Annotated in this window: 23 protein-coding genes, 1 tRNA gene and 1 other RNA gene; 12 read left to right on the plus strand and 13 right to left on the minus strand. The window is 46.0% G+C overall.

Annotated elements, in window-relative coordinates; all coding sequences use genetic code 11:
- Positions 1-1,134, minus strand: a complete 1,134-nt coding sequence (locus AAAA73_RS09175; RefSeq protein WP_340598004.1) for a hypothetical protein — start codon at positions 1,132-1,134, stop codon at positions 1-3.
- Positions 1,135-1,366: 232 nt separating this feature from the next.
- The gene (locus tag AAAA73_RS09180; RefSeq protein ID WP_340598005.1) at positions 1,367-1,903 is read right to left on the minus strand and encodes a YceI family protein; all 537 of its coding nucleotides are present in this window, start codon (positions 1,901-1,903) and stop codon (positions 1,367-1,369) included.
- 225 nt (positions 1,904-2,128) lie between these two features.
- Here AAAA73_RS09180 and AAAA73_RS09185 point away from each other — a divergent pair, with 225 nt between their 5' ends.
- Complete coding sequence (locus AAAA73_RS09185; RefSeq protein WP_340598006.1) at positions 2,129-3,004, plus strand: hypothetical protein; 876 nt, start codon at positions 2,129-2,131, stop codon at positions 3,002-3,004.
- A 4-nt stretch (positions 3,005-3,008) separates the two neighbouring features.
- Here the strand turns inward: AAAA73_RS09185 and AAAA73_RS09190 are convergent, their stop codons facing one another.
- A complete protein-coding gene (locus AAAA73_RS09190; protein WP_340598007.1) occupies positions 3,009-3,377 on the minus strand; it encodes a hypothetical protein in 369 nt (122 codons plus the stop codon).
- A 353-nt stretch (positions 3,378-3,730) separates the two neighbouring features.
- Here AAAA73_RS09190 and ffs point away from each other — a divergent pair.
- From ffs to AAAA73_RS09230, 8 genes are all read left to right on the plus strand, one after another.
- Positions 3,731-3,829, plus strand: an RNA gene (gene ffs, locus AAAA73_RS09195) — signal recognition particle sRNA small type.
- 29 nt (positions 3,830-3,858) lie between these two features.
- Entirely contained in the window at positions 3,859-5,643 is a 1,785-nt protein-coding gene (gene dnaX / locus AAAA73_RS09200; protein ID WP_340598008.1) for a DNA polymerase III subunit gamma/tau, read from the plus strand.
- Positions 5,644-5,652: 9 nt separating this feature from the next.
- Entirely contained in the window at positions 5,653-5,976 is a 324-nt protein-coding gene (locus AAAA73_RS09205) for a YbaB/EbfC family nucleoid-associated protein (RefSeq protein ID WP_340598009.1), read from the plus strand.
- 20 nt (positions 5,977-5,996) lie between these two features.
- Positions 5,997-6,611, plus strand: a complete 615-nt coding sequence (gene recR, locus AAAA73_RS09210) for a recombination mediator RecR (protein WP_340598010.1) — start codon at positions 5,997-5,999, stop codon at positions 6,609-6,611.
- Entirely contained in the window at positions 6,611-7,204 is a 594-nt protein-coding gene (gene mglA / locus AAAA73_RS09215; RefSeq protein WP_340598011.1) for a GTPase MglA, read from the plus strand. The genes recR and mglA overlap by 1 nt, the downstream gene beginning before the upstream one ends.
- A gap of 110 nt (positions 7,205-7,314) precedes the next feature.
- Entirely contained in the window at positions 7,315-8,280 is a 966-nt protein-coding gene (gene nadA, locus AAAA73_RS09220; protein ID WP_340598012.1) for a quinolinate synthase NadA, read from the plus strand.
- Positions 8,281-8,300: 20 nt separating this feature from the next.
- Entirely contained in the window at positions 8,301-8,837 is a 537-nt protein-coding gene (locus AAAA73_RS09225; RefSeq protein ID WP_340598013.1) for a 4'-phosphopantetheinyl transferase superfamily protein, read from the plus strand.
- A 68-nt stretch (positions 8,838-8,905) separates the two neighbouring features.
- Complete coding sequence (locus tag AAAA73_RS09230) at positions 8,906-9,304, plus strand: hypothetical protein (RefSeq protein WP_340598014.1); 399 nt, start codon at positions 8,906-8,908, stop codon at positions 9,302-9,304.
- A 62-nt stretch (positions 9,305-9,366) separates the two neighbouring features.
- On the opposite strand, the gene AAAA73_RS09235 is transcribed toward AAAA73_RS09230, so the two are convergent.
- The 4 genes from AAAA73_RS09235 to AAAA73_RS09250 all read right to left on the minus strand — a co-directional run bounded on the left by AAAA73_RS09235 (position 9,367) and on the right by AAAA73_RS09250 (position 13,079).
- Positions 9,367-11,055: a hypothetical protein gene (locus AAAA73_RS09235; protein WP_340598015.1), complete on the minus strand. Its 1,689-nt coding sequence runs from the start codon at positions 11,053-11,055 to the stop codon at positions 9,367-9,369.
- Between the two features lie 68 nt (positions 11,056-11,123).
- Positions 11,124-11,489 (minus strand): hypothetical protein, encoded by a 366-nt coding sequence (locus AAAA73_RS09240; protein ID WP_340598016.1) that lies wholly within the window; start codon positions 11,487-11,489, stop codon positions 11,124-11,126.
- 106 nt (positions 11,490-11,595) lie between these two features.
- Positions 11,596-12,231: a hypothetical protein gene (locus tag AAAA73_RS09245; protein WP_340598017.1), complete on the minus strand. Its 636-nt coding sequence runs from the start codon at positions 12,229-12,231 to the stop codon at positions 11,596-11,598.
- A gap of 89 nt (positions 12,232-12,320) precedes the next feature.
- Complete coding sequence (locus tag AAAA73_RS09250) at positions 12,321-13,079, minus strand: L,D-transpeptidase family protein (protein WP_340598019.1); 759 nt, start codon at positions 13,077-13,079, stop codon at positions 12,321-12,323.
- Positions 13,080-13,356: 277 nt separating this feature from the next.
- Between AAAA73_RS09250 and AAAA73_RS09255 the strand changes: the two genes are divergently transcribed.
- Positions 13,357-13,776: a hypothetical protein gene (locus tag AAAA73_RS09255; RefSeq protein ID WP_340598020.1), complete on the plus strand. Its 420-nt coding sequence runs from the start codon at positions 13,357-13,359 to the stop codon at positions 13,774-13,776.
- A 2-nt stretch (positions 13,777-13,778) separates the two neighbouring features.
- Here AAAA73_RS09255 and AAAA73_RS09260 read toward each other — a convergent pair whose 3' ends face one another.
- The 5 genes from AAAA73_RS09260 to AAAA73_RS09280 all read right to left on the minus strand — a co-directional run bounded on the left by AAAA73_RS09260 (position 13,779) and on the right by AAAA73_RS09280 (position 19,157).
- The gene (locus tag AAAA73_RS09260; RefSeq protein WP_340598021.1) at positions 13,779-15,857 is read right to left on the minus strand and encodes a M3 family metallopeptidase; all 2,079 of its coding nucleotides are present in this window, start codon (positions 15,855-15,857) and stop codon (positions 13,779-13,781) included.
- Between the two features lie 389 nt (positions 15,858-16,246).
- Positions 16,247-16,322: transfer RNA gene (locus tag AAAA73_RS09265), tRNA-Val, on the minus strand.
- A gap of 83 nt (positions 16,323-16,405) precedes the next feature.
- A complete protein-coding gene (locus tag AAAA73_RS09270) occupies positions 16,406-16,957 on the minus strand; it encodes a hypothetical protein (RefSeq protein ID WP_340598022.1) in 552 nt (183 codons plus the stop codon).
- An 11-nt stretch (positions 16,958-16,968) separates the two neighbouring features.
- On the minus strand, positions 16,969-18,072 hold the full coding sequence (locus AAAA73_RS09275) for a helix-turn-helix domain-containing protein (protein WP_340598023.1): 1,104 nt from the start codon (positions 18,070-18,072) through the stop codon (positions 16,969-16,971).
- A gap of 185 nt (positions 18,073-18,257) precedes the next feature.
- Entirely contained in the window at positions 18,258-19,157 is a 900-nt protein-coding gene (locus AAAA73_RS09280; RefSeq protein ID WP_340598024.1) for a LysR family transcriptional regulator, read from the minus strand.
- Positions 19,158-19,252: 95 nt separating this feature from the next.
- Between AAAA73_RS09280 and AAAA73_RS09285 the strand changes: the two genes are divergently transcribed.
- Both AAAA73_RS09285 and fghA read left to right on the plus strand, forming a co-directional pair.
- Complete coding sequence (locus tag AAAA73_RS09285; protein WP_340598025.1) at positions 19,253-20,362, plus strand: S-(hydroxymethyl)glutathione dehydrogenase/class III alcohol dehydrogenase; 1,110 nt, start codon at positions 19,253-19,255, stop codon at positions 20,360-20,362.
- 8 nt (positions 20,363-20,370) lie between these two features.
- A complete protein-coding gene (gene fghA / locus AAAA73_RS09290) occupies positions 20,371-21,207 on the plus strand; it encodes an S-formylglutathione hydrolase (RefSeq protein WP_340598026.1) in 837 nt (278 codons plus the stop codon).
- 19 nt (positions 21,208-21,226) lie between these two features.
- Here fghA and AAAA73_RS09295 read toward each other — a convergent pair whose 3' ends face one another.
- On the minus strand, positions 21,227-22,075 hold the full coding sequence (locus AAAA73_RS09295) for an EamA family transporter (protein WP_340598027.1): 849 nt from the start codon (positions 22,073-22,075) through the stop codon (positions 21,227-21,229).
- Positions 22,076-22,084 lie beyond the last annotated feature (9 nt).

Below are 22,084 nucleotides of genomic sequence, written 5' to 3' on the forward strand. Positions count from 1 at the left end.
TTAAAAAGTCGGCGAGTTATTACATCTATCTGGAGACGCCAAATCGCAATTATTGTTATTACATCGCAAATATCGCACTACTTGAGTGGAAATAGATGCACCACTACCCTGAACAGGAATTCGTTGCGAGTAACCGGTCGTGCCCCCTGCACCAACACATCTACCGGGAATTGTAATTGTTGACGTCGAAGCTGACGCAGGTCTGGTTCCTGAGCCCGGAATTGTTATGGTAACAGGCACCGATTGATCAGGAAAACAAACATTGCCGCCTGATTGCCCTGGCACATTGATGTCAACATAGCCACCACCACCAACTGTGCTATTCACAGTCTGCCCGCATGCTCTTGTAGAACACTGGGAATCTGCTGTTACAGCCCCTACGCCCTCACAATTGGCATTCGTGATCTTGTATATCTGTTCACAGCCTACACCGGTACCACCGACACCTTTTATCATTTGAGTGTTATTTGTTCCGCTTGGGCAAACTTTGCCAAGCTCATTGCGCACGGTTGTACCTGCAGGAGTACAAGTCCATGAACCACCCTGAATAGTTTGAATATCGTTTTCGTTGGGACAAAGAAAGTTACCATAGATCGTACCAAAGCAATTTGCAATTCTAGCTGCCGGACCAATTGGTCCTGTGGTCACAAAATAGGCCTTACCGACTTCAGTAAATTTTAAATCAACAGTTCTGGTATTTCCCGCATTCTGACGAACCTTCATTTTCAAATCAGTTACATACAGCCTCTGCGGAGCAGGAACTGCATTAAGTATTTCAGTTGGCTCAAATGCACGGATCCATTCGGTAGTTAAACCGTAGCTATTAAGACTTACGCCATCTGCAACAGTGTTTAGCGTGTCCAATCTAAACGAAACGGCGATATTATTTCCTGTTAGGCCTGGGATTGAGCCTGGTATCGCTGGTGCCAATTGGAAAGGATTCGTTTTATTAACTAACTGCGAACATACGGCGTTCGAAGAGATAACAGATTGTAAAGTTGAAGTAAGGGACGCTCGCGACAAAGATGCGCGAACTTGGGCTGCTTGTTTACTAGATGTATTTCCCATCTCAGCAACTGCTAAGCCAAGTATTGCAGCCAATCCGAAGCCTACAAGCACCTGTATTATACTCATTCATTCCCCTAAATAACGAACCAACGACTCCAAAGATAAGTACTGATATAATGACATCATTTGAGCAGATTGAAGTAAATACTTAAAAATTTACGTCTCAACCTAATACATTGGTCCAGCTAATTAAGAGCTTATTTGATGGGGTTTGCGATCTTATGTTCGCTTCACTAACAGTTGAAAGAACGGCACCAAACAGGTGTCGTTCTTTTCAGAAAATTTCCTGCTAATAAAACTACTTATTTTTTGCGAATTGAATATCCAATGAAATCGTCACATCATCACCGACCAGAACTCCACCGGCTTCCAAGGCCGCATTCCAGTTCAAGCCAAAGTCTTTGCGTTTGATTTTGGTTTTGCCGGAAATGGCAATTTTAGTATTACCCCAAGGATCTGTGTGCTCGGCGGATGGCCCTTCAACTTCAAGAACAACCTCTTTCGTCACACCGTGAATCGAAAGTTCGCCGGTCACTTTTAGCTCTTCGTCTCCAGAGCGCTCTACTTTGGTGGATTTAAAAGTGATCGTCGGATATTTTTCAACGTCGAAAAAGTCCGCACTCTTCAAGTGGGCATCACGCTGAGCTTCGCGCGTATTGATACTTGCTGACTCGATGGAGGCTTCGATCACTGATTTTGTAATGTCCGAAGAATCCAAAGCCAAAGTTCCGCTGAGTTTTTCAAAGCCACCATGAACTTTTGCGATCATCATGTGTTTGATGGAGAAGTTTGCGCTTGAGTGAGCCGGGTCGATTTGCCATTTAGTTGTAGTCATAGTGTCCTCCTAGAGACTTGTTTATTTGCTACTCCCTTACTATCGACCATAACTGATTGTCGCGGCAGAGGACTGATATGCAAATCATTGTTGCATTTGTGTACCCCCTTCTCTTCAGAGGACCTTGTTAAGGTTCAAATAACGTCTTCCCACAAAACGAAAAACAAATTAGTTTACGAATAAGCCGGAATAAGACAGTATCTCCAGGGGAATTCGGACTTAACTATGAATTTACTAAGAATCATCTCAGCATCGGCAATACTACTCGTCTGCAGCCAAAGCTTTGCAGACATGCGATTTGTTTATCATGCTCCCGAATCCAGCAGCGATCATCGGTATAAATACCATTGGGAAATTCTGAAAACCGCATTGGATTTGACCACAAAGAAATTCGGACCTTACTCTTTTGTGCCTTCTGAAGTATTCAGTGAGAATCAACAACTGGCTGAAATGAAAAAGAGCAGTCCAAAGCTGACTGTGATGATTCGGGAAACCAACAAAGTATACGAATCGGAACTGACGTCAGTGAAAATTCCGATCGACAAAAACCTTATTGGCTATCGCGTTTTCCTGATTGAAAAGAAAACCCAAAAAGAGCTTAACAACGTAAACTCATTGAAACAGCTGCTTACTTTTTCAATTGGGCAAGGCACTGGCTGGGGAGATATCTCGATTTTAAAGAACGCAGGATTTAACGTTCTGACTGAAGACAAGTACAACGATCTATTCAAATCCCTGAGTGGCGGAAAGTTCAAAATATTTCCTCGTGGAGTCGTCGAAGTCCTGGAGGAGTATCGCCAATTCAAGGGCAAGTATCCAAATTTGATGATCGAGAAAAATCTGTTGCTGTACTATCCTCTACCCACCTACTTCTGGTTTCACAATTCGCCAGACGGCCTTCTGATGGCACGCAGAGTGGAAGAAGGATTAAGATTCATGATTAAAACCGGTGCTTATCGCAAAATCTTCGACAAGCACTATTCAAAAGTCATTCGAGAACTGGATTTGAAAGACCGAACGATGATTGAAATCTCAAACCCCGATCTTCCAAACTCCGTACCCTTTGACCGAAAAGAACTCTGGTACGATTCGGCCGAGTAACAAGTTATTTAATTTGAATCTTTAATTTGTACTTCGCTTTGGAAGTGCAAGTGTTCTCGACACCATCTTTTGCACAAATCATTTTGCCACAGTTCATGGAAAGAACCTGATTGTCTTTGTTAAGCTCTTTCAATTCCTTCTTCCAATCAGCACAAGCCTTCTTCCAATTCACACGAGCATCTTTAATCATAGTGGCTTCGTCGCCTTGAATTTCGTCCTCGCCCTCAGTCACTTCAAACTTATTATCAGCCGTAGAACCCTTCTTAACCGAAATAGTAGTATCCCCATCCGCCGGAATGTCCTTAACCCCAATAGACTGAGCAAATGAAACCGAAACCAACAAAGTAACCAAAACCACAAAAACAGCTTTCATAAGAAAACCTCCAATTCAAAAATCCTACCCACTCCCCCAAAAACAAAAAAGCCATAACACCCCCGCTCCCCAACACAACCGTTCACCCAACGCACAAAGTCATCCCCCAAACTCTCCATGGAGCAGCTCTTCCGACTGGTTTTTACAAAGAACTCACTTCCACAGAGGAAATTTAGGATGGAGAGCAGGTTCGTGCAGACCTCCGCGGGGCCAGGAAGGCCCCCCGCCAAAGGCGGGAGCGGCAAGGGCAGGATGCCCGGGTCGAAACGAGCCTGCTCTCCATCCTAAATTTCCTCTGTGGGACGACGAGTTATCGAATGTAACCCAACCCCCAGTAGGATAGACCAATCCATGGCCGGGTCCCATGCAATGGCTCCCTTGACGAACTCCGCTAGGTCCGGAAGGAAGCAACGGCACTCGAGGGTCCATGTGATATGGGGTGCTCGGCCACTTTTTTGTTTTAAGCAGTTCGGAGAATGTTTTGTCTTATCAGGTGATTGCACGCAAATGGCGTCCCCAATCTTTCACTGACGTAGTCGGACAGAATCATATTACCCAAACACTGGCGAACGCGCTTAAAAACAACCGCCTTCCTCACGCTCTACTTTTCACAGGTCCTCGTGGTACCGGTAAGACTTCATCCGCTCGCATCCTGGCAAAAGCTTTGCGCTGCCCGAATGCAGTGAATTTCGTTCCGTGCAACACGTGTGATTCCTGCCGTGAGATCGCAATCGGTTCCAGCGTTGACGTTATGGAAATCGATGGAGCCTCCAACAACGGTGTTGATTCCATCCGTGAGCTTCGCGAAACCGTGGCATTCATGCCCACCAGCGGTAAATACAAAATCTACATCATCGACGAAGTTCACATGTTGTCGACAAGTGCCTTCAACGCCCTTCTGAAAACTTTGGAAGAGCCGCCAGGCCACGTGATCTTCATCATGGCGACGACTGAGGTTCACAAAATCCCACAAACGATTTTGTCCCGTTGCCAACGTTTTGATTTCCGCCGCATCACCACTCGTCAAATCACTGAGCGTTTGAAACTTATCTGTGACCAGGAAGGCGTCCCAGCCGAAGAAGAAGCTCTTTGGGTGATCGCACGCCAAGGTGACGGTTCCATGCGGGACTCGCAAAGCTTGCTTGATCAGGTCATCACGTTTGCAAACGGTCCTTTGACCCGCACGAACGTTGTGGAAATTCTGGGTCTGACTGATCGCGCTTTGTTGTTTGAAACTTTGACTGCATTGGTGGAGCGCAACTCCCAAGCAGTTTTGGCTGTCATCGAAAAGATCTCCAAGGCGGGTTTTGAACCGCATTTGTTCTCTCAAGATTTGCTTGAGATGATTCGCAATTTATTGTTGGTGAAGGTTTCTGAGTCTCAAGCCGCTCAAATTCTGGAAATGCCGGATACTGAGTTGCAGGCTTTGAACGATCTTGCCCAACGCCTGTCAGAAGAAGACATTCACATGCTTTTCGACATGGCCTTAAAAGGTGGAAATGATATTCCCCGCGCTCAAGATCCTCGCATCGTTCTTGAAGTGATTTTACTTCGCATGGCATCTGCGCCGAAGCTTTCCGACCTGAAGACCCTATTGGCCAACGGTCCCCAAGCCTCTCACAGCGCAGGTGGTGCCAGGCCCTACGTTCCGCCGGTAGTTCCCACCGCTCCAGGCCATCAAAGACTGAAAGAATCCCAAACCGTTCCGGAAGTTCCGTCGGGTTTGGAGAAAATGAAATCTACATTCGAGGCCCCGGCAAAGAAGGCCGCTGACAAACCGGCTGCGCCAGCACCGGCTCCAGTGGTGGAGGAGGCTAAACCAGAACCTCCGAAGCTTGCCACGGGCGCCACTCCGACCGAGCGTTGGATGCATTTTGTAGAACTTCTGCGCCAGGATGACGCTCTGTTTGCAGCAAAGATCGAAAACCTTCTGTTTGTTAAAGAGGAAGGCAAGCTTTTGACCCTGGGAGTGCCGACAAAATTGGTATTCCTAAAGGACCAAATGGCTGACACTTCTGTGCGTAAAAAGCTGCAAGGATTTATTGATTCGTACTGGGGTGCTGGGTATTCTTTTGAAGTATTAATGAAGGGTGATCAGGTCGGCGAATCCGCTCAGGCTCTGCAACAGAAAAAGGTGCAGTTGGCCGAAGATGAAATTCGCACCAAGATTACCGAAAACCCGATGGTGAAAGCAGCTCAGGAAGCATTCCAGGGCAAAATCAAATCCATCGTAGAACTTAAAGGCGAAACTTCGCCAAAGAAATAAGGAGTTCCTATGAAAGGCCTAGGCGGCGGAATGGCAGCTTTGATGAAGCAAGCCAATCAAATGCAAATGAAAATGAAAAAAGCCCAGGAAGAACTTGCTAAAGCTGAATACGAAGCAAGCACTGGCGGCGGCGCTGTAACTGTAAAAGTTAACGGCGACCACATGATCACTTCTTTGAAAATCAGCGCTGATGTTATGAAAGACGGCGACGTTGAAATGCTTCAGGACATGATCACTTCTGCAACTAACGAAGCAGTTAAAAAAGCCCGTGATATTTCTGCTAAAGAAATGGAAAAAATCACTGGCGGTATGAACATTCCAGGTATGTTCTAGTCAGATAATCGGAGAATCTCTTGCTTCACATCACCGCTCTTGAAAAATTAGTCCACGAAATGAGTCGTCTGCCTGGTATCGGGCCGAAGACGGCTCAGCGTTTGGCCTATTTCATTCTCAAATCCGAGACTGAGTTTCCAGAGCGCTTAAGTGAAGCCCTTCTTCGTGTGCGCGCGGAAGTTCACGACTGCCCTCAGTGCTTCAACTTTACGGATGCAGACCTTTGCCGTTATTGCAAAGATGCTCACCGTGCGGATGATTCCCTGTGCATCGTGGAAGAACCTTCCGATATTATGCGCATTGAATCCTCTGGTGCTTTCCGCGGCCGCTACCATGTTTTGCACGGGGCGATCTCTCCACTGGAAGGCATTGGCCCGAAAGAGCTTAAAATCCATGAATTGATTGAGCGCGTGGACGCTGGAATTCGTGGTGAAAGTCCCGTGATTAAGGAGATCATCCTGGCATTGGACGCAGATCTTGAGGGTGATACGACGATTTTGTACCTAGCAAAGCAACTTCAAGGCAAAGGATTGAAACTTTCTCGCATTGCCCATGGAGTTCCTATTGGCAGCGACATCGATTTCATAGATGATAGAACTATGGGTCGTGCCCTGCAAAATAGAGTGGAGCTGTAATGTCCTTTATTAACTACAATGCCAAAGAAATTCACTGCAAAGTCGTGTACTACGGTCCTTCATTGGGCGGTAAAACGACAAATATTCAGTGGGTTTACCAAAAAACAGCTGAGGATCAAAAATCCAAGCTCGTGGCATTGAACACGGACATTGAGCGCACTCTGTTCTTTGACTTCCTGCCATTGAACGTGGGAGAAATCCGCGGCTTTAAAACCCGCTTCCATCTTTACACAGTTCCGGGCCAGGTTGTTTACGATGCTTCCAGAAAGCTGATTCTAAAAGGTCTTGATGGCGTTATTTTCGTCGCTGACTCGCAAATCGAGCGTATGGACGAAAACTTGGAATCCCTTCGCAATCTGGAAACGAACCTTGAGCAACAAGGCTACGATATCCGCGAAATCCCATTGATCATGCAGTACAACAAGCGCGACCTTCCAAATGTCGCTTCATTGGCTGAGATGAGAAGCGCCCTGAACCCTTACAACGCCCCTGAAATCGAAGGCTGTGCCTCCGAAGGTAAAGGCGTGTTTGAATCTCTGAAAACCGCTTCCAAGTCCATTATCAACGTCCTTAAGGGCGGAACTACACTCTAGTTCATATTCAGATTTTCCTTACGACCTAGGCACTGCTGTGCTATAGGATACGGCACCTTTTGGGCGTATAATTTACGTTCAAAGCGTGAGTATGACGTGAGGTTGTGACGATGAACTATGATGTTGCTGCTGAAATTCAAAGACTGAAAAAAGAAAAGAACGCCGTCGTTCTGGCTCACTACTATGAAGATGGCGAGATCCAGGATGTTGCCGACTACGTGGGCGACAGTTTCTTTTTGGCCAAGAAAGGTCAGGAAGTGAAAGAGCAGGTCATCCTGCTTGCTGGCGTGGTCTTCATGGCTGAGTCCGTGAAAATCATGAACCCGACTAAAACAGTGTTGGTTCCGGAACTTGAAGCCTCATGTTCATTGGTTAAAGGCGCGCCTTACGACAAGTACCTGGCTTGGCGCCAACAACATCGCGATGGTATCGCGGTGACGTACATTAACTCTTCTGCTGAAGTTAAATCCATCTCTGATGTGATCATTACCTCTTCCAATGCCGCGCAAATCGTGGAAGCGATTCCTAAGGATCGCAAAATCCTGTTTGGCCCGGATCAACACTTGGGCCGTTGGTTGTCCAAGAAATTGAATCGCGAAATGGAATTCTGGAATGGCTCCTGCGAAGTGCATGTCTTGTTCAATGCAAATCGCCTGGCGGCGCTTATCAAGGAAAATCCAGATGCATTGATTCTGGCGCATCCAGAGTGCGATGATTCCGTATTGGCTTACGCCAATGTGATCGGATCAACACAGCACCTGCTGGATTCCGTTTCCACTCAACCACATAAGAAATTTATTGTGGCGACTGAAACCGGTATCTTCCACCAGATGCAAAAACGTCGTCCGGATGCCACATTCATTCAAGCGCCCGTTGTCGATGAAGGCTGTCAGTGCAATGACTGCCCTTACATGAAGATGAACAACATGGAAAAAATCAAACGCGCTCTTGAAACGTTGAAGCCGGAACTGAATCTGCCAGAAGCACTTCGCCTGGAAGCCAAAGTTTCTTTGGATCGTATGATGGATATCACCAGCGGCAAGCCCGTGCAGTGGCCATCTGAATTCACCCTGTAAAATTCCGAAGGGACTTTGACATGTTCATTGATAAAATGCTGTTGGAGTCCTTGAAAGCACATCTGAATTGCCCCGACTTGCTGGTCTTTGCGTACACCGAGTGGGGCAGCAGAAATCCCGATCACCGCAAACTGATTCATGCACATCGCGATCAGATTATTTTAAACTCCAACTCCCCTTTGCATTCCAGTATTGCTCATACCAGCGAGATGGGAGTTTTAGCGGTCTCCTCCCACGTTATTGGTGTCGACATTGAATCCACAACGAGAGTTTCAGAAGTCGTTGCAAAGCGCGTATCACGCCCTGGAGAGTACGAACAGGCCCCGAGCCCTGCCAGTCTGTGGATTGCGAAAGAGGCGTGCTTTAAGGCCCTGCGCCCCTTCAAACAGCCCTCGGTTCTTTCTGATTTTTCTGTAGGAAAATGGCAGAAAAATGCATCCCAATTTGAGACATTCACTCTGCTTGATTACTCTGAACATCAAGTCCCGTCTGAGGGAGCTGGCGTGTGTTTCCACCAGGAAAAATTTAGCTTTGGATTTTTCTGCGTGAACCTTTAACTTTGGTCCGGTCCTGCCGAAGAGTTTAATAGCTCATATGCAAGTTCCTTAAGAGCAAGGTAGGTAAAATGGGAAACACAGCTGCAAATAAAAGAGTTGCTCCACGCAAGGAAGTCACACCAATTCACGTCTCTTACATGACGTCGTTGGATGATTTCGCAAAGATCGCAAAAAATTGCGAAATTGTTGAGGCCTCATCATCAGGTCTGCTTTTACTGGTTAAAAGAGAAGACTTGATTCCCACGGCTTTAAGAAAAAATCTGACTCTGGATGTGTTGATTGGCGATCGCGTCTTCATGCATCTGGATGAAATGAACCTGGAAATTTCCGGCGTTATCAAAAGAACGAAATTGCTGGGCAAAAAAGGTTTCCACGTCGCTGTCGATTACAGTGAAGATGCTCCAGAATACTGGAGAGAATGTCTGATGGATCTTTTACCGACTCCAGGTGAGCTGGAAGAGGAATAGTTCCAGGGCTCATTTGCATATGAAAGCAAAAAGGGAATCCGTTTGGATTCCCTTTTTTATTTTTAGCGCGCATCCTTGGCATAGGACTTCATAAGCTCATCAAGCTTTGCGCTAAAGATCACCTGACCTTCAGCGCTGGCATAGTTTTCAGATTTAAGATCCTGACTATATTTTTCAATTTCTTGCGAAATCGCCGACCAATTGCTGTTCCGAATACTCAATTTATCTTCATCAATTTTTTGTGCCGGTCCCATTATGTCCCTAAAGTTGGGTCCCGCTTCCATTTGCTTTTGCAGCTGACGTTCTCGAACGGCAATGTCTTCCATTTGTGATTTAGTAGCAGGATTGTTTTTCAATACATCCTCTATCTTTTGGCGTAATAAACGATTCGCCCTTTCATTTTCATAATCTTTACGAAGACGTGCAACATTCGCCGGAGTTGCCGTGGACATTCCATTCTTCATTCCTTCGCCAGGACCCGCGCCCGACTCAACCCAGGTAAATGGCACATTCAGATCGCCAAGAACGGGTTGGATTCCCATGCGAAAAAAATTTTTTAAAGCGCTGAACTCAGGATTTAATGCGGTATCAACATCACCTTTATCATCAAGATAGCTCGCAGTGGCATTGAGCTTCGAAAGAATTTCCCCTCGGCTCAATTTCTTAATATCACCCCACTGTAAACTTTGTGGAGCCCCCACTTTATCCAACAGCTTGTTATATTCTGAAATCTCCTGGGAAAAGTTTTGAACGAAATTATTCTTTATATTCGAAAAATGAATCAATCGAATCATTGTATCAGCAGAAGGCATTCCGACTTGCTGATCTGGTTCCAGAACCTCTTTACAGTGAGCATAATCCTGAAGTTGCTCGTAAAAACGTCGCAATTCGCTGTTCGAAGTATTGGCAGGAGGATTTTCACATCCTGTTTCTGCATTCAAATAGCAGGTGTATATCTTCGCATCTTTGAGGTATGCACCCTGACACATCGATTGAACATTCTTAAGATCCATCGTGACACTTTTATTGGAAAACTTGTCACCTACACAAATAGCCGCATCGGTAATTCTAACGCCATCCAAGCGCTTAAGTGCTTTCTGTAACTCGTTTTCATCTTTGATCGCCGATAACTTTTTTTCTTGAGTCAGAAAGTCCTTAAGTAAAGCCCAATTCGCGGGGCTATTCCCAAGGGGTCCTTTCTTATCAAAACCCACGACAACCTCGACCTGAGGAAATGACTTCTTCCAGTACATACTAAGACTACTCAAGTTTGCAGTATAGCATCCCCATAAAGCCAGAGAGCGAATTCCATCGCCCAGAGGAGGATTACTTGAAAATGCGCTCGCCAAGTCTTTATCTGATAGATCTCCATAGATTCCTCCAAATTGGCCATTTCCGTCATGACCAGAAACAACCATGGAAGAAAGATGAACGTCCTTATTTTTTAAGTCTTTAAGAAATTTGTCGAGCTTCTCGCGATCAAGCTGATACTTTTGACGAAATTCATTCTCGTTGGCCATGGCTTCATTTAGGTATTTGGATGCACTTGAACATGCTGCCGATTCCGAATTTCTTTTGGAGCAACCCTTACGAAAATACTCTTCATTCGCCTTTTCAGTCTTTGCCTTGAGTGCAATCTGGTTTGCCGCGATTTCTTTTGTCACCTCAGGTATGGCAATGACTTTCTCCCCTCGAAGAGACGCTGCAGCCTTTGCAGCCTCTATTTCCTTTGGATTTCCATTCAAATCCAAAAAAAGAATGTCTGCGTGAGACTTGCATGAGAAGCATAGGAATACGACAACTCCGATTATAAAATTCTTCACTGGCGCTGCACCTTGATTAGATTTTTAATCTTAACTAGCTGCCTCTTGGAAAGATCCGGATACTTTTTTGCGAGTTCGTTCGCACTGTAATTTTGTGCGCGCAAAACAAACATGTCTCTGTCATAGTGACTTTTATCTTTAAAATACTTTTCCAGTCCGGCTTTATCGATCAAGTCATCGCGCTGCCCAGGAGAGATCACTTGATGTTCTCTTTGGGTTTTATTCACGGGTCCTTTAAGTTGTTCAGCTGGATACTGATTGGAATAAACTGAATGGTTTAACTCCACCCCAGGGCTCAGGTTCGTCGCGAAAGCGGATGGCGCGCTTAAAAGAATGGTTAGCGAAAGACGAGTTCCAAACATGAATTATCCTCTCCAATATCATAATACAGGAGCGAACAATTGTAAGGGCGAGTGCAATTGACCCGTCCTTAGACTAGCTTTCCTCCAGCCTAACTGGAGGAAACTCTTATAGATCGTAGAACTTAGGAAGACCCATCTCTGAAACCAGAACGATGGAGTAATGCGGAGGCAGAAACCAGCTTAGGGCTTCTGCAATTCCCTGATGTTCCTTCTCTGGCGGATTCCCCAAGGACTCCAGGGAGAATGCCAGATCGTAATTCTTACGATCCTGACTCATCACCAAAATACGCGGGCGCAAAACTGCCTGATCACGGAAGAATTCTTTGATGATTGTGCGAACATATTGTGGAAGATACTGTGGAGAAGCGTCCCCAGCATGAAGCGCCTGACCTTGTTGCAATTCCAAAGTACCTACTGGAGCTTCATCGGCAGTTCTGTAGAACAAGCCGGTCTCTTTGAAGTGCCAAAGCATACCGTAAGTGAAAACATAGTCCGGATAGTTCTTTTGCGGATTTACGGCCAAGCCCACACCTTTAAGTGCCGCCCACTGCATGATCTTATTTGCCGGCTCTGAAGCATCCATGGAAGTTTCAGTCAGCATATAGGGCCAGCCATCCGGTCCTTGTTGAGGAGCATCCAACATCAATTTCACGCTGCCGGAAGTGATCGCCATGAAGAAATCAATCTCCCATTGGTGATCACGTTGTTCGTCAGGTACTTTTACGATTTCGTTCAAAGTCATATTTGCTCCATCAAGGATCCAAAAAACAAAAGGCCAAACCCGCAGGTTCAGCCTTTGTATTGCCCTTCAAAGTTTGGGTCAAGACGCGATTAGTACTCTTCAACAATCACGATAGAACTGAAGCCAACTTTAGTTTGTGCCTTGCCGTTCTCATAAACTTGACGACCCGTTCTTGAATCGATCACTGGCATATGGCCTTTATCAGCTCTTACAACTGCGTCGTGGATCAAGTTGATTGGACCGGATTTAACGCGAACACAGCCACCAGAAGCACGGGAACCCAATGCCGCAACACCATTCGCCTCGCCACCTACGATATCTGGCGGAACCTGGTGAATAGCCAAACCGCGTTTGTCGTTAAAGAACATCGCATAAGGCATCATGAATTTAGACTCACCTGAGCGGTAGTCATAATTGTAAACGCGTTTGATGTTATAGAATCCGCGAGTTGTGTGTCTCCAGTGAGATTCACGAGAACCTTTGAAGATACCGTTTACGATACCTTTGAATTTACCGATGTATTCCAACTGTTCAGTACCAGTGGAAACATTAGTGGAAAGAACCAAGCGACGGTTTGTGTACAGACGAAGTTTCTGAGCACCAGGACCCTTCGCAGCTTTATTGATAACGATCACGTTGGTGAAATCGTTGTAGGCAGTGTCACCTGCAAGATATGCAGCCTCATTAAAAAGAATACCTTTTGGAGCTTCGTAAGCATCTTCAACCATCAAACGCTTTGCTGCTTCTTCACGCTTGGAAAGTTTAAGAGGTTGCTCTTCAGGGATGGATTGAGCAAATGCTGCCAAAGAGAATGTGGACGCCAAAAGCGCTGCCAGTACAAGTTTCATTGCGACTCCTTACAATACGTTCTGGTACTTTCAATCAAGTTCCATTCGAGGAGTCAGATAACTTAGGTACCGTTGGAAATCATTAGTTTTGTGAAGAATGGAACAAATCACCATACTTCGCACACTTAAAGTTAATCACGTTTAACCAAAAACACCCTACTTTGCAGTTGACCGCCCAAAAAACGCATAGCGTCACTGGCCATCTCTCGACTTCCCACTCTATGACGACGGGCCTACGATTGTTGTTCAACAAGTTAATCCTCAAAAGGAATTGAACATGAAAATCCTAGCTCGCTTTGCACTTCTGATCTCTGTTTCTATTCTTGGCTTCGCCTGCGCACATCACCGCGATGTCAGACCCAGCGCCAGTGGTGATCACAAAGTGATCCTGAATCAGGAAGATAAAGAAGCTGGCTATAGAGATGCGATGTCTCAGGCAGAAGACTACTGCAAACAAACCGGCAAAATGCCTCTGATCGTAACTGAGGGATCTAAATACCAAGGCAATATGGATGAAGGCACATATCAAAAAGCCAAAACCGCTTCCAAAGTAGCCCAAGCAGCCGGCAGTGCCGTCTTCGCATTGGGTGGCCAAACAGAATCCACCGTTGGCGGCATCACAGGCCTTGGCGGCTCCGTAGCCCGCGGCGCTCTAGGCAACGGCTACCGCTACGAACTAGTCTTCCGCTGCCAATAGCACTAAGGGGTCTGCTTGGAAGTTCTGCTTAAAGCAAACCCTTCAAAATCCGGTACGTCTTTACCGGTTGCCAACTTCAAAGCATGCATGGACTGACCGACGAGCGAATACCGATACAGGGTGGACTTAAGTGTCTGCCCTAGTTTTTTCATAGATTGATCGTTCCAACCCGTGGATTCGATTTCCGCGTGATAAGTGTAAGCAACCGTCATTGCCCATAAGTACATATAGCAGTTTGCCAGATATCCATTCAGAGTAAATACGGGGGTTGTTCCCCACATACTTCTGTCCTCTTCAAAGTAAGGCGCAGCCTTAACGGACTTGGTGATTTCATTTACAACAGACTGCAGATCATCTTTGTCTGGATTAAACCCGGAATACACATGCAAAGAAATTTGCGACAAATGCAACAATCCATGCGCTCTCTCATCGACTTCTTTTCTCATAAATTTAGTAAGCATTCCAACTTGCGCATCGGTTAAGGACTCGCCCGTTTTATAGTGCTTGGCAATTTTCTTTAGAACGTAGGGATTCTGCCCCCAATACTCAAGAACCATACTCTCAAACTCTAAGCTATCCTCTTCAATTCTGAACTGTGGACTGATCGTGCCTTGATTTTTCTTCCTCAAATATAACGCAAACAAATGTCCAAACTCATGGAAGAATCCAGAAAGCTCCTCAAAGTCCAGAAGGGAAGGTTTATCTGGAGTCGGGGAAGGAAAGCCGAAGGACAGCACACCAATGGGAGTGATGCTTTCACCATTCTCCAAAGAAGGTTCTCGTAAAGTTGACCAAAATGCACCAATGCTCTGAGTGCCAACAATTTTTTCTCCGGCTCTTTGGTACGGATCAATATAAAATCCACCAAGCTTCGTGCCGTCTTCATCAAACAGCCAATAAAACTCGACGTCGGCATTCCAGGATTTAACCTCGGCAGTTGCATTTTCAAAACGGATCGAAAAGCATTCTTCAAATAATTTGAATATTCTTTCTTTGGTTTCCTTATAGGGAAAGTACTCTGCAATCTTCGCTGCATCAAAGCCCTGTGACTCATTATAAAGTCGACCATAAAGCGCAAGATCCCAAGCCTCTAGCTCCTGAATACCGTCCCGAGCTGCCATTTCACGATAGGAGTCATGAAGCTGTTCCTGGGTTTTCTTATAAGCTAAGGCAAGAGACTTACAAAGCTGATCCAACTGATCAGCCGTTGCCGTATTAACATCCAAGGAGCTTTCCAAGAAATTCTCAAAGCCGCGAATCTGCGCCAGCTCTTTTCTTTTTGTCAGGATATTTCGAATCGCCTCGCTGTTATCAAACTCACCATGTGAGGCGATTTGCTTTCTTTGTTTGTAAATTTGCTTTTTCAATTCACGATTTGGGGAATATTCCATGAAGGGAAGGTAAACACCTGTGGTGAATGAAATTAACCAAGGACCCTGCTCTGGTGTTGATTCGTTTTTCTTGAGATGAGTATTGAAATGTTCGGAAGCACGCACGACCCATTGCTGCGGAAGTTCTCCCAGGTCCTTGCGATCATGAACAACGATTCCACCCGCCACCGTGGCCTTTTGAATATTTGAATTAAAAACTTCGGACCATTTTGCGATCTCTTTATTGATCCCAGAAATGCTTTGTTTTAATTGGGCATCCGCCAAGGTTCCTTGGCTTTTTGCATTATTAAGAATGCTCTGGATATACTTCTTCTGTTCTTGTTTAAAAGATTGATATTCATTGCCCTCTTGCAGGGATTGAACTTTCGCGATGATTTCAGTGGTGGAAACAAGTCTTCGTTCCAACTCAGTATAGTCCGAGAAGATTTCCGAATAGGCCTCTTGGTACTCATCGTTAGAAATGGAATAGACATAGACCACAATAAGTCGACTGGCAAAGCTGGCCACTAAAACTTCCGCCTCATAGAACGGAACCATAAAGTTATCCCAAGTCGGATCACTGACAGCTTTCAGAGTGGCGATTTTCGCATCAAGTTCTTTACTAAGCTGCGCAAAGGCAGCCTTGATCTCGGCCTTTGATGAATGAGTCATCTCGAAGCATCCGTTGGAACTTAAAAAACGCTCTGACATTTTTCTCTCCACACCTGCTGTTCCACGAAAGAACAACGCCCCTGTCAAGGCAATGGACAACAGGCAAATAAGTTCAAAGAAGCCCCGCTAAGAGCCCCCTGATTCGGTTCTAAGTACTACTCACGAAAAATAGCAAACCAGAGGCCAATCCAAAGATTGGAATGAAAGCAGCGAACACTGCTCGGAGTTATCTGCCGGCGGCAGATAACAACAAAACCTGAACTTCGATTTTAGGGGATGTTTCTTTAGAAAATACTTCGGCGACGCCGAAGTGCAGACAGTACAAATAAAAAAACCGCCCTATGGCGGTTGTTTTTACGGGGCCCTATCGCGGAAGCGATGGGGAGATCCAGAAATTAAAAAAGCTGCTCTAAGGCAGCTTTTTTAATTGGTAGGGAGTACAGGATTCGAACCTGCGACATCCACCTTGTAAGGGTGGCGCTCTACCAACTGAGCTAACTCCCTATTGGTAAGAAGGACCTATGTTTATCTGCGTCCTTCCGACTTTGCAATAACTTTTTTAAATATTTTAATAAATTTCTTAAGCCCTAGCGGGACACACACGTTTCTTGCGAGAAGCGGAAACGCGATGAAACCTTGGACAGCTGTAAGTTCACCATTTCACTGGTAGTTTTAGCTTCCACGCTGCCTACAGAAAGAACCATCACAGAATTTTTGTAGAGATTACCTGAAGTCGGTGGCTGAGGAGAGTTCTCCAAGCTAAATGACGTCAGTCTCAATCTGTAAACCGTACCACCACAGCTGGTCATTTGCGCCAGGATCATTTTTCCTGTCTCAAAGCCCACGCCCTCAGCCAACACTCTGCGAGTTTCCCCGTCAATTTGTCTGACCAAAAGTTGGCGACCACCGCTGGTCTTTTCTTTCACAACTTTAAATGCGAAATAAGACACGTAATCGTCTTGTTCGATTCTCCACAACCCTTGGATATCATCCCATGGGAACGGCTGAGCCGAAGACCATGGCCAAGGAATTGGTCGGTTGTCTCCAGACGGCATGATCGTACCTTCGTCATTCGAAGGATAAGCATGACCAACACTGGAAAAGATCAAAAGAGCTGCTAGTAAAATATGACGTAACATGAAATTCCCCTTTAGTGCTCGAAATGAATGCGAGCAGCTTTATTCATGTAATAGCCGTTTTTGGCTCTAAAAATATATTTTGGTTTTTCGTAGTCTGGTTCAATCAACTTACGAAGACGTTTAATCGTCACGTAAATCTTATTGTCATGAACAGCCGGATCATACGGTTGTTTCCAGACGTTCTCGACCAGGAATTCCTTGGAGTAGATCGTGCCTTGGTTCTGAACGAACAGGCGCAATAGATCCAAAAGAATGAACTGATTTTTGAAATCGATGCGACCCAGCTTGCGCTCGGTAACCGCATGATTAACTTCATCAAACACAAGGTCGTAGCTGTGTTGAGAATCCGCTCCGATTTTAGAAGCATAGAATTGGGCAATTTTCGCAAGACGAACGTGGTTTTCAGTGTCGATGGATTTTTGTGCCAAAGACAGATAAACACGCGCCAGATCTTTTTCGCCCATTTCGAAGTACACATCACCCAACTGAATCATCAGGTAAGACGCAGAAACCACGTTACGAGTCTCTTTCAAAGCATCATATGCTTTCCAAAGAACCGTGATGGATTCCTCGTACTTTTTCATCTGAGCCAAAATGTTACCATTCAGGATCAAAGCAGAAATTCTTAGCTCTGGGAAATTATAAACCTGGAAGAAAACCTCAAGGTTGTAGATCTCTTTCAGGGCGTCCGCGTAGCGAGCGACTGAAGGATTGGAGTAAACCATCGCAAGACCGAAAATAGCATTGCAGATGTCTTCCTTATTATCCGTAGCAAGCGCCAGCGCCAGGGCCTTTTGTACGTAATCAAGGGCATCGTCCGTCTGATTTTTGTAAGACGCACATACCGCAAGGAAGTAGTAAGTTTTAGAATTAAGTTCGAAGCCTTCTTTAAGGACAAGGTCTTGGAGTTTTTCCTTGGTCGCATTGATGTCTTCGATTTGTTCGCGTTCGGCAAAAATACGCAACAAAAGTGTTTGGCACTTCAAATAAGCAGAATGATTTTTCTCGGCGAAATAGCCATTAGCTGCTTCGCGGAGATGGTCCGTTGCGGGACCGAACTCTCCACGATCGCAATACAGCTTGCCGAGCTCATAGGCGCGATCGAATTGACTCATAGAAATTAAAACTCCAAATATTTCCAGATTCTGAGGAACGACAGGTTCTGTCAGATTGTCAGGATATCGTCAATGCGAGATGCGGGATGTTGCTCAAAAAGTGAGCATACTGAGAATTGATTTCAGTAAATTAATGTTCTGAGCTGGAACGGATGTAGTTGCTCGGCGCATCATTTCGCAATCACTTAAAAAAGTACGTGTTTGAAGTCGTCCGCGAGGTGCTTTTTCACTTCCTGAATAAAAAGCTTCACATTGATGTTCTGTTTATGGCGAACCGGAGTTACGGCCCAGATATCTTTTTTACCTTCATTGTAATTTTCCAAAACCGAAACAAGTCGGCCGCGCTTTATATCCTCGAAAGCATAAGAGCCAGGCAGTCTGGCGATTCCCAGTCCCGCCAAAGCCGCCTTATGCAAAACCCGGGGATTGTTACTTTTAAAATTTCCCGAGATCGGCACTTGAAAACCTTTGCCGCGTTTTTTGAAGCTCCACGAACTGCGCTCCCCGATGCAGTTGTGATGAATCAAATCCGCCGGCTCATTCAGTTCCGGCGCGGAGGCGAGATAACTTTTGGTACAAACAATGTATTCAAAACGCGAAGCGATTCTTTGCGCCAGCAACGATGAGTTTTCCAAGTGCCCGATACGAATAGCCACATCGAATTTTTCCTCAATCAAATCCACAATGCGGGTTGAGAAATTCAACTCCACCTTAAGCTCGGGATAGCGCTTGGCCATCTCCACCACAACAGGCGCGATATAGTCCTCGCCAAACACCCCTGCCAGAGTCACGCGCAAGCTGCCCCGCGGAGTATCAGACAAATCCAGGATTTCCTGTCTGGCCAGATCCAGATTCTTCAATGACTCACGGCAGGTTTGCAAATAACGCTCACCCATGTGCGTGAGTTGAACTTTTCGGGTGGAGCGGACGAAAAGCGCAATTCCCAGATCGCTTTCAAGCTGTCGGATGTTTTTGCTAATATGAGACTTGGATACATCCAGAACCTCGGCGGCTTTTGAAAAGCTTCCGGATTCGGCAACTTTGACAAAGGCAATGATTCCCTGGAGCGACTTTATTGTTTCCATGCAGAAACAGTATTGTTCCTTTCACTGGCTAGTCAAGTAAGTGCTATGTTCATATAATTTCTCTCATCATTTAATTCACAAGTTAAGGAGTCATCGTGAAGATCAAAGCCGCAGTCGCATGGAAAGCCGGAGCCCCACTTTCAATTGAAGAAGTGGACCTGCAAGGACCTAAAAAAGGGGAAGTTCTGGTTAAAGTTGTCGCAACCGGCGTTTGCCATACTGACGCCTTCACATTGTCAGGCGCGGATCCAGAGGGACTATTCCCCGTGATCCTGGGTCATGAAGGCGGCGGGATCGTTGAGGAAGTCGGCGAAGGTGTCACTACTCTAAAAAAAGGCGATCATGTTATTCCTCTTTACACTCCGGAATGCAAAGAGTGTAAGTTCTGTCTGTCCGGAAAAACCAATTTGTGTGTGCGCATTCGCGCCACTCAAGGAAAGGGTCTGATGCCGGATGGCACTTCCCGTTTCTCCAAAGATGGAAAAATGATTCATCACTACATGGGTTGTTCAACATTTGCGGAATACACAGTTGTTCCAGAAATCGCTTTGGCTAAAGTAAATCCTGCAGCACCTTTGGAAAAAGTCTGTTTACTGGGTTGCGGAGTGACGACAGGAATTGGCGCCGTACTAAATACGGCCAAAGTTGAAAAAGGCGCGACAGTTGCGGTGTTCGGCTTGGGTGGTATCGGTTTATCCGTCATTCAAGGTGCAAAAATGGCCGGCGCTTCCCGTATTATCGCCATCGACATCAATGATGCTAAACGCGAAATGGCTGAAAAATTCGGCGCCACTGATTTCGTGAATCCCAAAAATCATGACAAACCCATCCAACAGGTGATCGTAGAGATGACAGAGTGGGGTGTGGATTATTCGTTTGAATGCGTGGGCAACACCAGCCTGATGCGTGCGGCACTTGAGTGTGCACACCGCGGATGGGGCCAATCCATCATCATCGGCGTAGCCGGAGCTGGACAAGAGATCTCGACACGTCCCTTCCAGTTGGTTACTGGCCGTGTATGGAAAGGCTCCGCCTTTGGTGGCGTGAAGGGCCGCACCGAACTTCCGGGCTATGTTGATCAGTATATGTCAGGAGAAATTAACATCGACGACATGGTTACTTTCGAAATGCCGCTTGAAGATATCAACAAAGCCTTCGATTATATGCATGAAGGCAAAAGCATTCGTTCAGTTATCAAAATGTAGGAGCAACGATGGAAGCAACTCTTCTGAAGTCCCATAAGACATTCGAGGGAAAAACCCAGTTTTGGGAACACGACTCAACGTCGACTAAAACCAAAATGAAGTTTTCCACGTTTATTCCCACAGGCTTGGTGAAGGGTTGCGTGATCTGGCTGTCCGGTTTGACCTGCACAGATGAAAATTTCATCACCAAAGCCGGCGCGCAAAAGTATCTGGCAGAACACCAATTGATGGTCATCTGCCCGGACACTTCACCCCGCGGTTTACAACTCCCGGGCGAGCACGAAGCTTATGACTTTGGCTCTGGTGCCAGCTTCTATGTTGACGCAAAAACAGAAGGCTACAATGCGCACTACAATATGTTTTCCTATGTAGCGAACGAGCTTTTTGATTTGATCCAGTCCCAATTCCAAGTTCCCAAAAACAAAATCTCCATCATGGGTCACTCGATGGGCGGGCATGGCGCCCTGGTGATTGGCCTTCGCGAAAGTCAGAAGTTTCAATCCATCTCGGCATTTTCGCCGATTGTGAATCCCACCAAAGCCCCTTGGGGCGTTAAAGCCTTCACGGGCTACCTGGGTGAGGATCAGGATAACTGGAAACAATATGACGCCACAGAATTGATTCGCAGTGGAGCTCGTCACGAAGGCACCATACTTATCGATCAGGGCCGCGCCGACGAATTCTTCATCAAAGGTCAGCTTTTAACCAGTAATTTTGAAAACTCCTGTGAAGGGTCTGGTCAGAAAGTAAAAGTAAATTACCGTGATGACTATGATCACAGCTATTACTTTATTGCGACCTTCATCGAAGGGCACATCAAGCATCACGCGAGCTTCTTAACTTAGTTCAAAATACGGCTGTTCTTCACAAACTTAGAAGGACAGCCCCAGCGCCGACGATCAGCGCGCCAATCAATTGAATTCGCGTCAGGGATTCCTTCAGCAGGAACGAAAACAAAACCGCAAAAAATATCGAGGAGTTTCTGAGGGAAATTGCAAATCCCGGAACGGAAACCTTCAGGCCATACAGAAAAATCACAAAAGACAAATTGGCGGCAACACCGGCGGCGACGGCTTTGACGGATTCAGTTTTCAGAATTTGTTTAACGCGGTTCACGCGCGATCCTTTGATCGCAAACCATAAAAAAGGCCATGATATGACCATGGCAACCGCAAACAAGCTTTTCGGTTCTGCTCCATGGTGAAGCGCCTGATGATAGCTCAGATGATATCCGCCGATAAATACCGCGCAAACCCAGGCCCACGGCACTTTCGCAAACCAACCACCATTTTGCTCTGAAATCTTTGAGGGTGGAAAACTGAGAATAACGATGCCGCCCAAAACCGCAAGCGCCCCCACGGTCTGCAAAACTGTCGCCGTTTCACCCATGAAGGTCGTGGAGACAATCCATACAAAGATCATCGCTCCGCCTCGCATGATCGAATAGGCTTTGCCCAATTGGCTTTGCTTAAGAGACCACGCCAAGGTCACGAAATAAGCCCCTTCAAAAATGCCTGAAAGCAGCGCGTATATCAGCGGAGTGCCAGCGTTGAATTTGTCTGACATAAATAACAGTGAAACGGCAATAACCAGATTACTGACGGTCATTGCCACAAACAGGAATGCCTCTTTGTCCTTGGTGGTTTTTGCAATTGCATTCCAACTCGCATGAAGGAACGCAGAAGATAGTAGTAACAGGGCACTCGTGTTCATCGAGGCCCA

Source organism: Bdellovibrio sp. GT3 (assembly GCF_037996765.1).
In the GTDB taxonomy this organism is placed as follows: Bacteria; Bdellovibrionota; Bdellovibrionia; order Bdellovibrionales; family Bdellovibrionaceae; genus Bdellovibrio.

Coding starts and splice junctions, on each gene's coding strand:
- AAAA73_RS09295 (WP_340598027.1), bottom strand. CDS start 22,075: ATGAACACGAGTGCCCTGTTACTACTATCTTCTGCGTTCCTTCATGCG.
- fghA (WP_340598026.1), top strand. CDS start 20,371: ATGGAAGCAACTCTTCTGAAGTCCCATAAGACATTCGAGGGAAAAACC.
- AAAA73_RS09190 (WP_340598007.1), bottom strand. CDS start 3,377: ATGAAAGCTGTTTTTGTGGTTTTGGTTACTTTGTTGGTTTCGGTTTCA.
- AAAA73_RS09205 (WP_340598009.1), top strand. CDS start 5,653: ATGAAAGGCCTAGGCGGCGGAATGGCAGCTTTGATGAAGCAAGCCAAT.
- AAAA73_RS09245 (WP_340598017.1), bottom strand. CDS start 12,231: ATGACTTTGAACGAAATCGTAAAAGTACCTGACGAACAACGTGATCAC.
- AAAA73_RS09185 (WP_340598006.1), top strand. CDS start 2,129: ATGAATTTACTAAGAATCATCTCAGCATCGGCAATACTACTCGTCTGC.
- AAAA73_RS09240 (WP_340598016.1), bottom strand. CDS start 11,489: ATGTTTGGAACTCGTCTTTCGCTAACCATTCTTTTAAGCGCGCCATCC.
- nadA (WP_340598012.1), top strand. CDS start 7,315: ATGAACTATGATGTTGCTGCTGAAATTCAAAGACTGAAAAAAGAAAAG.
- mglA (WP_340598011.1), top strand. CDS start 6,611: ATGTCCTTTATTAACTACAATGCCAAAGAAATTCACTGCAAAGTCGTG.
- AAAA73_RS09275 (WP_340598023.1), bottom strand. CDS start 18,072: ATGAGTCAATTCGATCGCGCCTATGAGCTCGGCAAGCTGTATTGCGAT.
- AAAA73_RS09270 (WP_340598022.1), bottom strand. CDS start 16,957: ATGTTACGTCATATTTTACTAGCAGCTCTTTTGATCTTTTCCAGTGTT.
- AAAA73_RS09255 (WP_340598020.1), top strand. CDS start 13,357: ATGAAAATCCTAGCTCGCTTTGCACTTCTGATCTCTGTTTCTATTCTT.
- AAAA73_RS09180 (WP_340598005.1), bottom strand. CDS start 1,903: ATGACTACAACTAAATGGCAAATCGACCCGGCTCACTCAAGCGCAAAC.
- AAAA73_RS09230 (WP_340598014.1), top strand. CDS start 8,906: ATGGGAAACACAGCTGCAAATAAAAGAGTTGCTCCACGCAAGGAAGTC.
- AAAA73_RS09250 (WP_340598019.1), bottom strand. CDS start 13,079: ATGAAACTTGTACTGGCAGCGCTTTTGGCGTCCACATTCTCTTTGGCA.
- AAAA73_RS09280 (WP_340598024.1), bottom strand. CDS start 19,157: ATGGAAACAATAAAGTCGCTCCAGGGAATCATTGCCTTTGTCAAAGTT.
- AAAA73_RS09260 (WP_340598021.1), bottom strand. CDS start 15,857: ATGTCAGAGCGTTTTTTAAGTTCCAACGGATGCTTCGAGATGACTCAT.
- AAAA73_RS09225 (WP_340598013.1), top strand. CDS start 8,301: ATGTTCATTGATAAAATGCTGTTGGAGTCCTTGAAAGCACATCTGAAT.
- AAAA73_RS09175 (WP_340598004.1), bottom strand. CDS start 1,134: ATGAGTATAATACAGGTGCTTGTAGGCTTCGGATTGGCTGCAATACTT.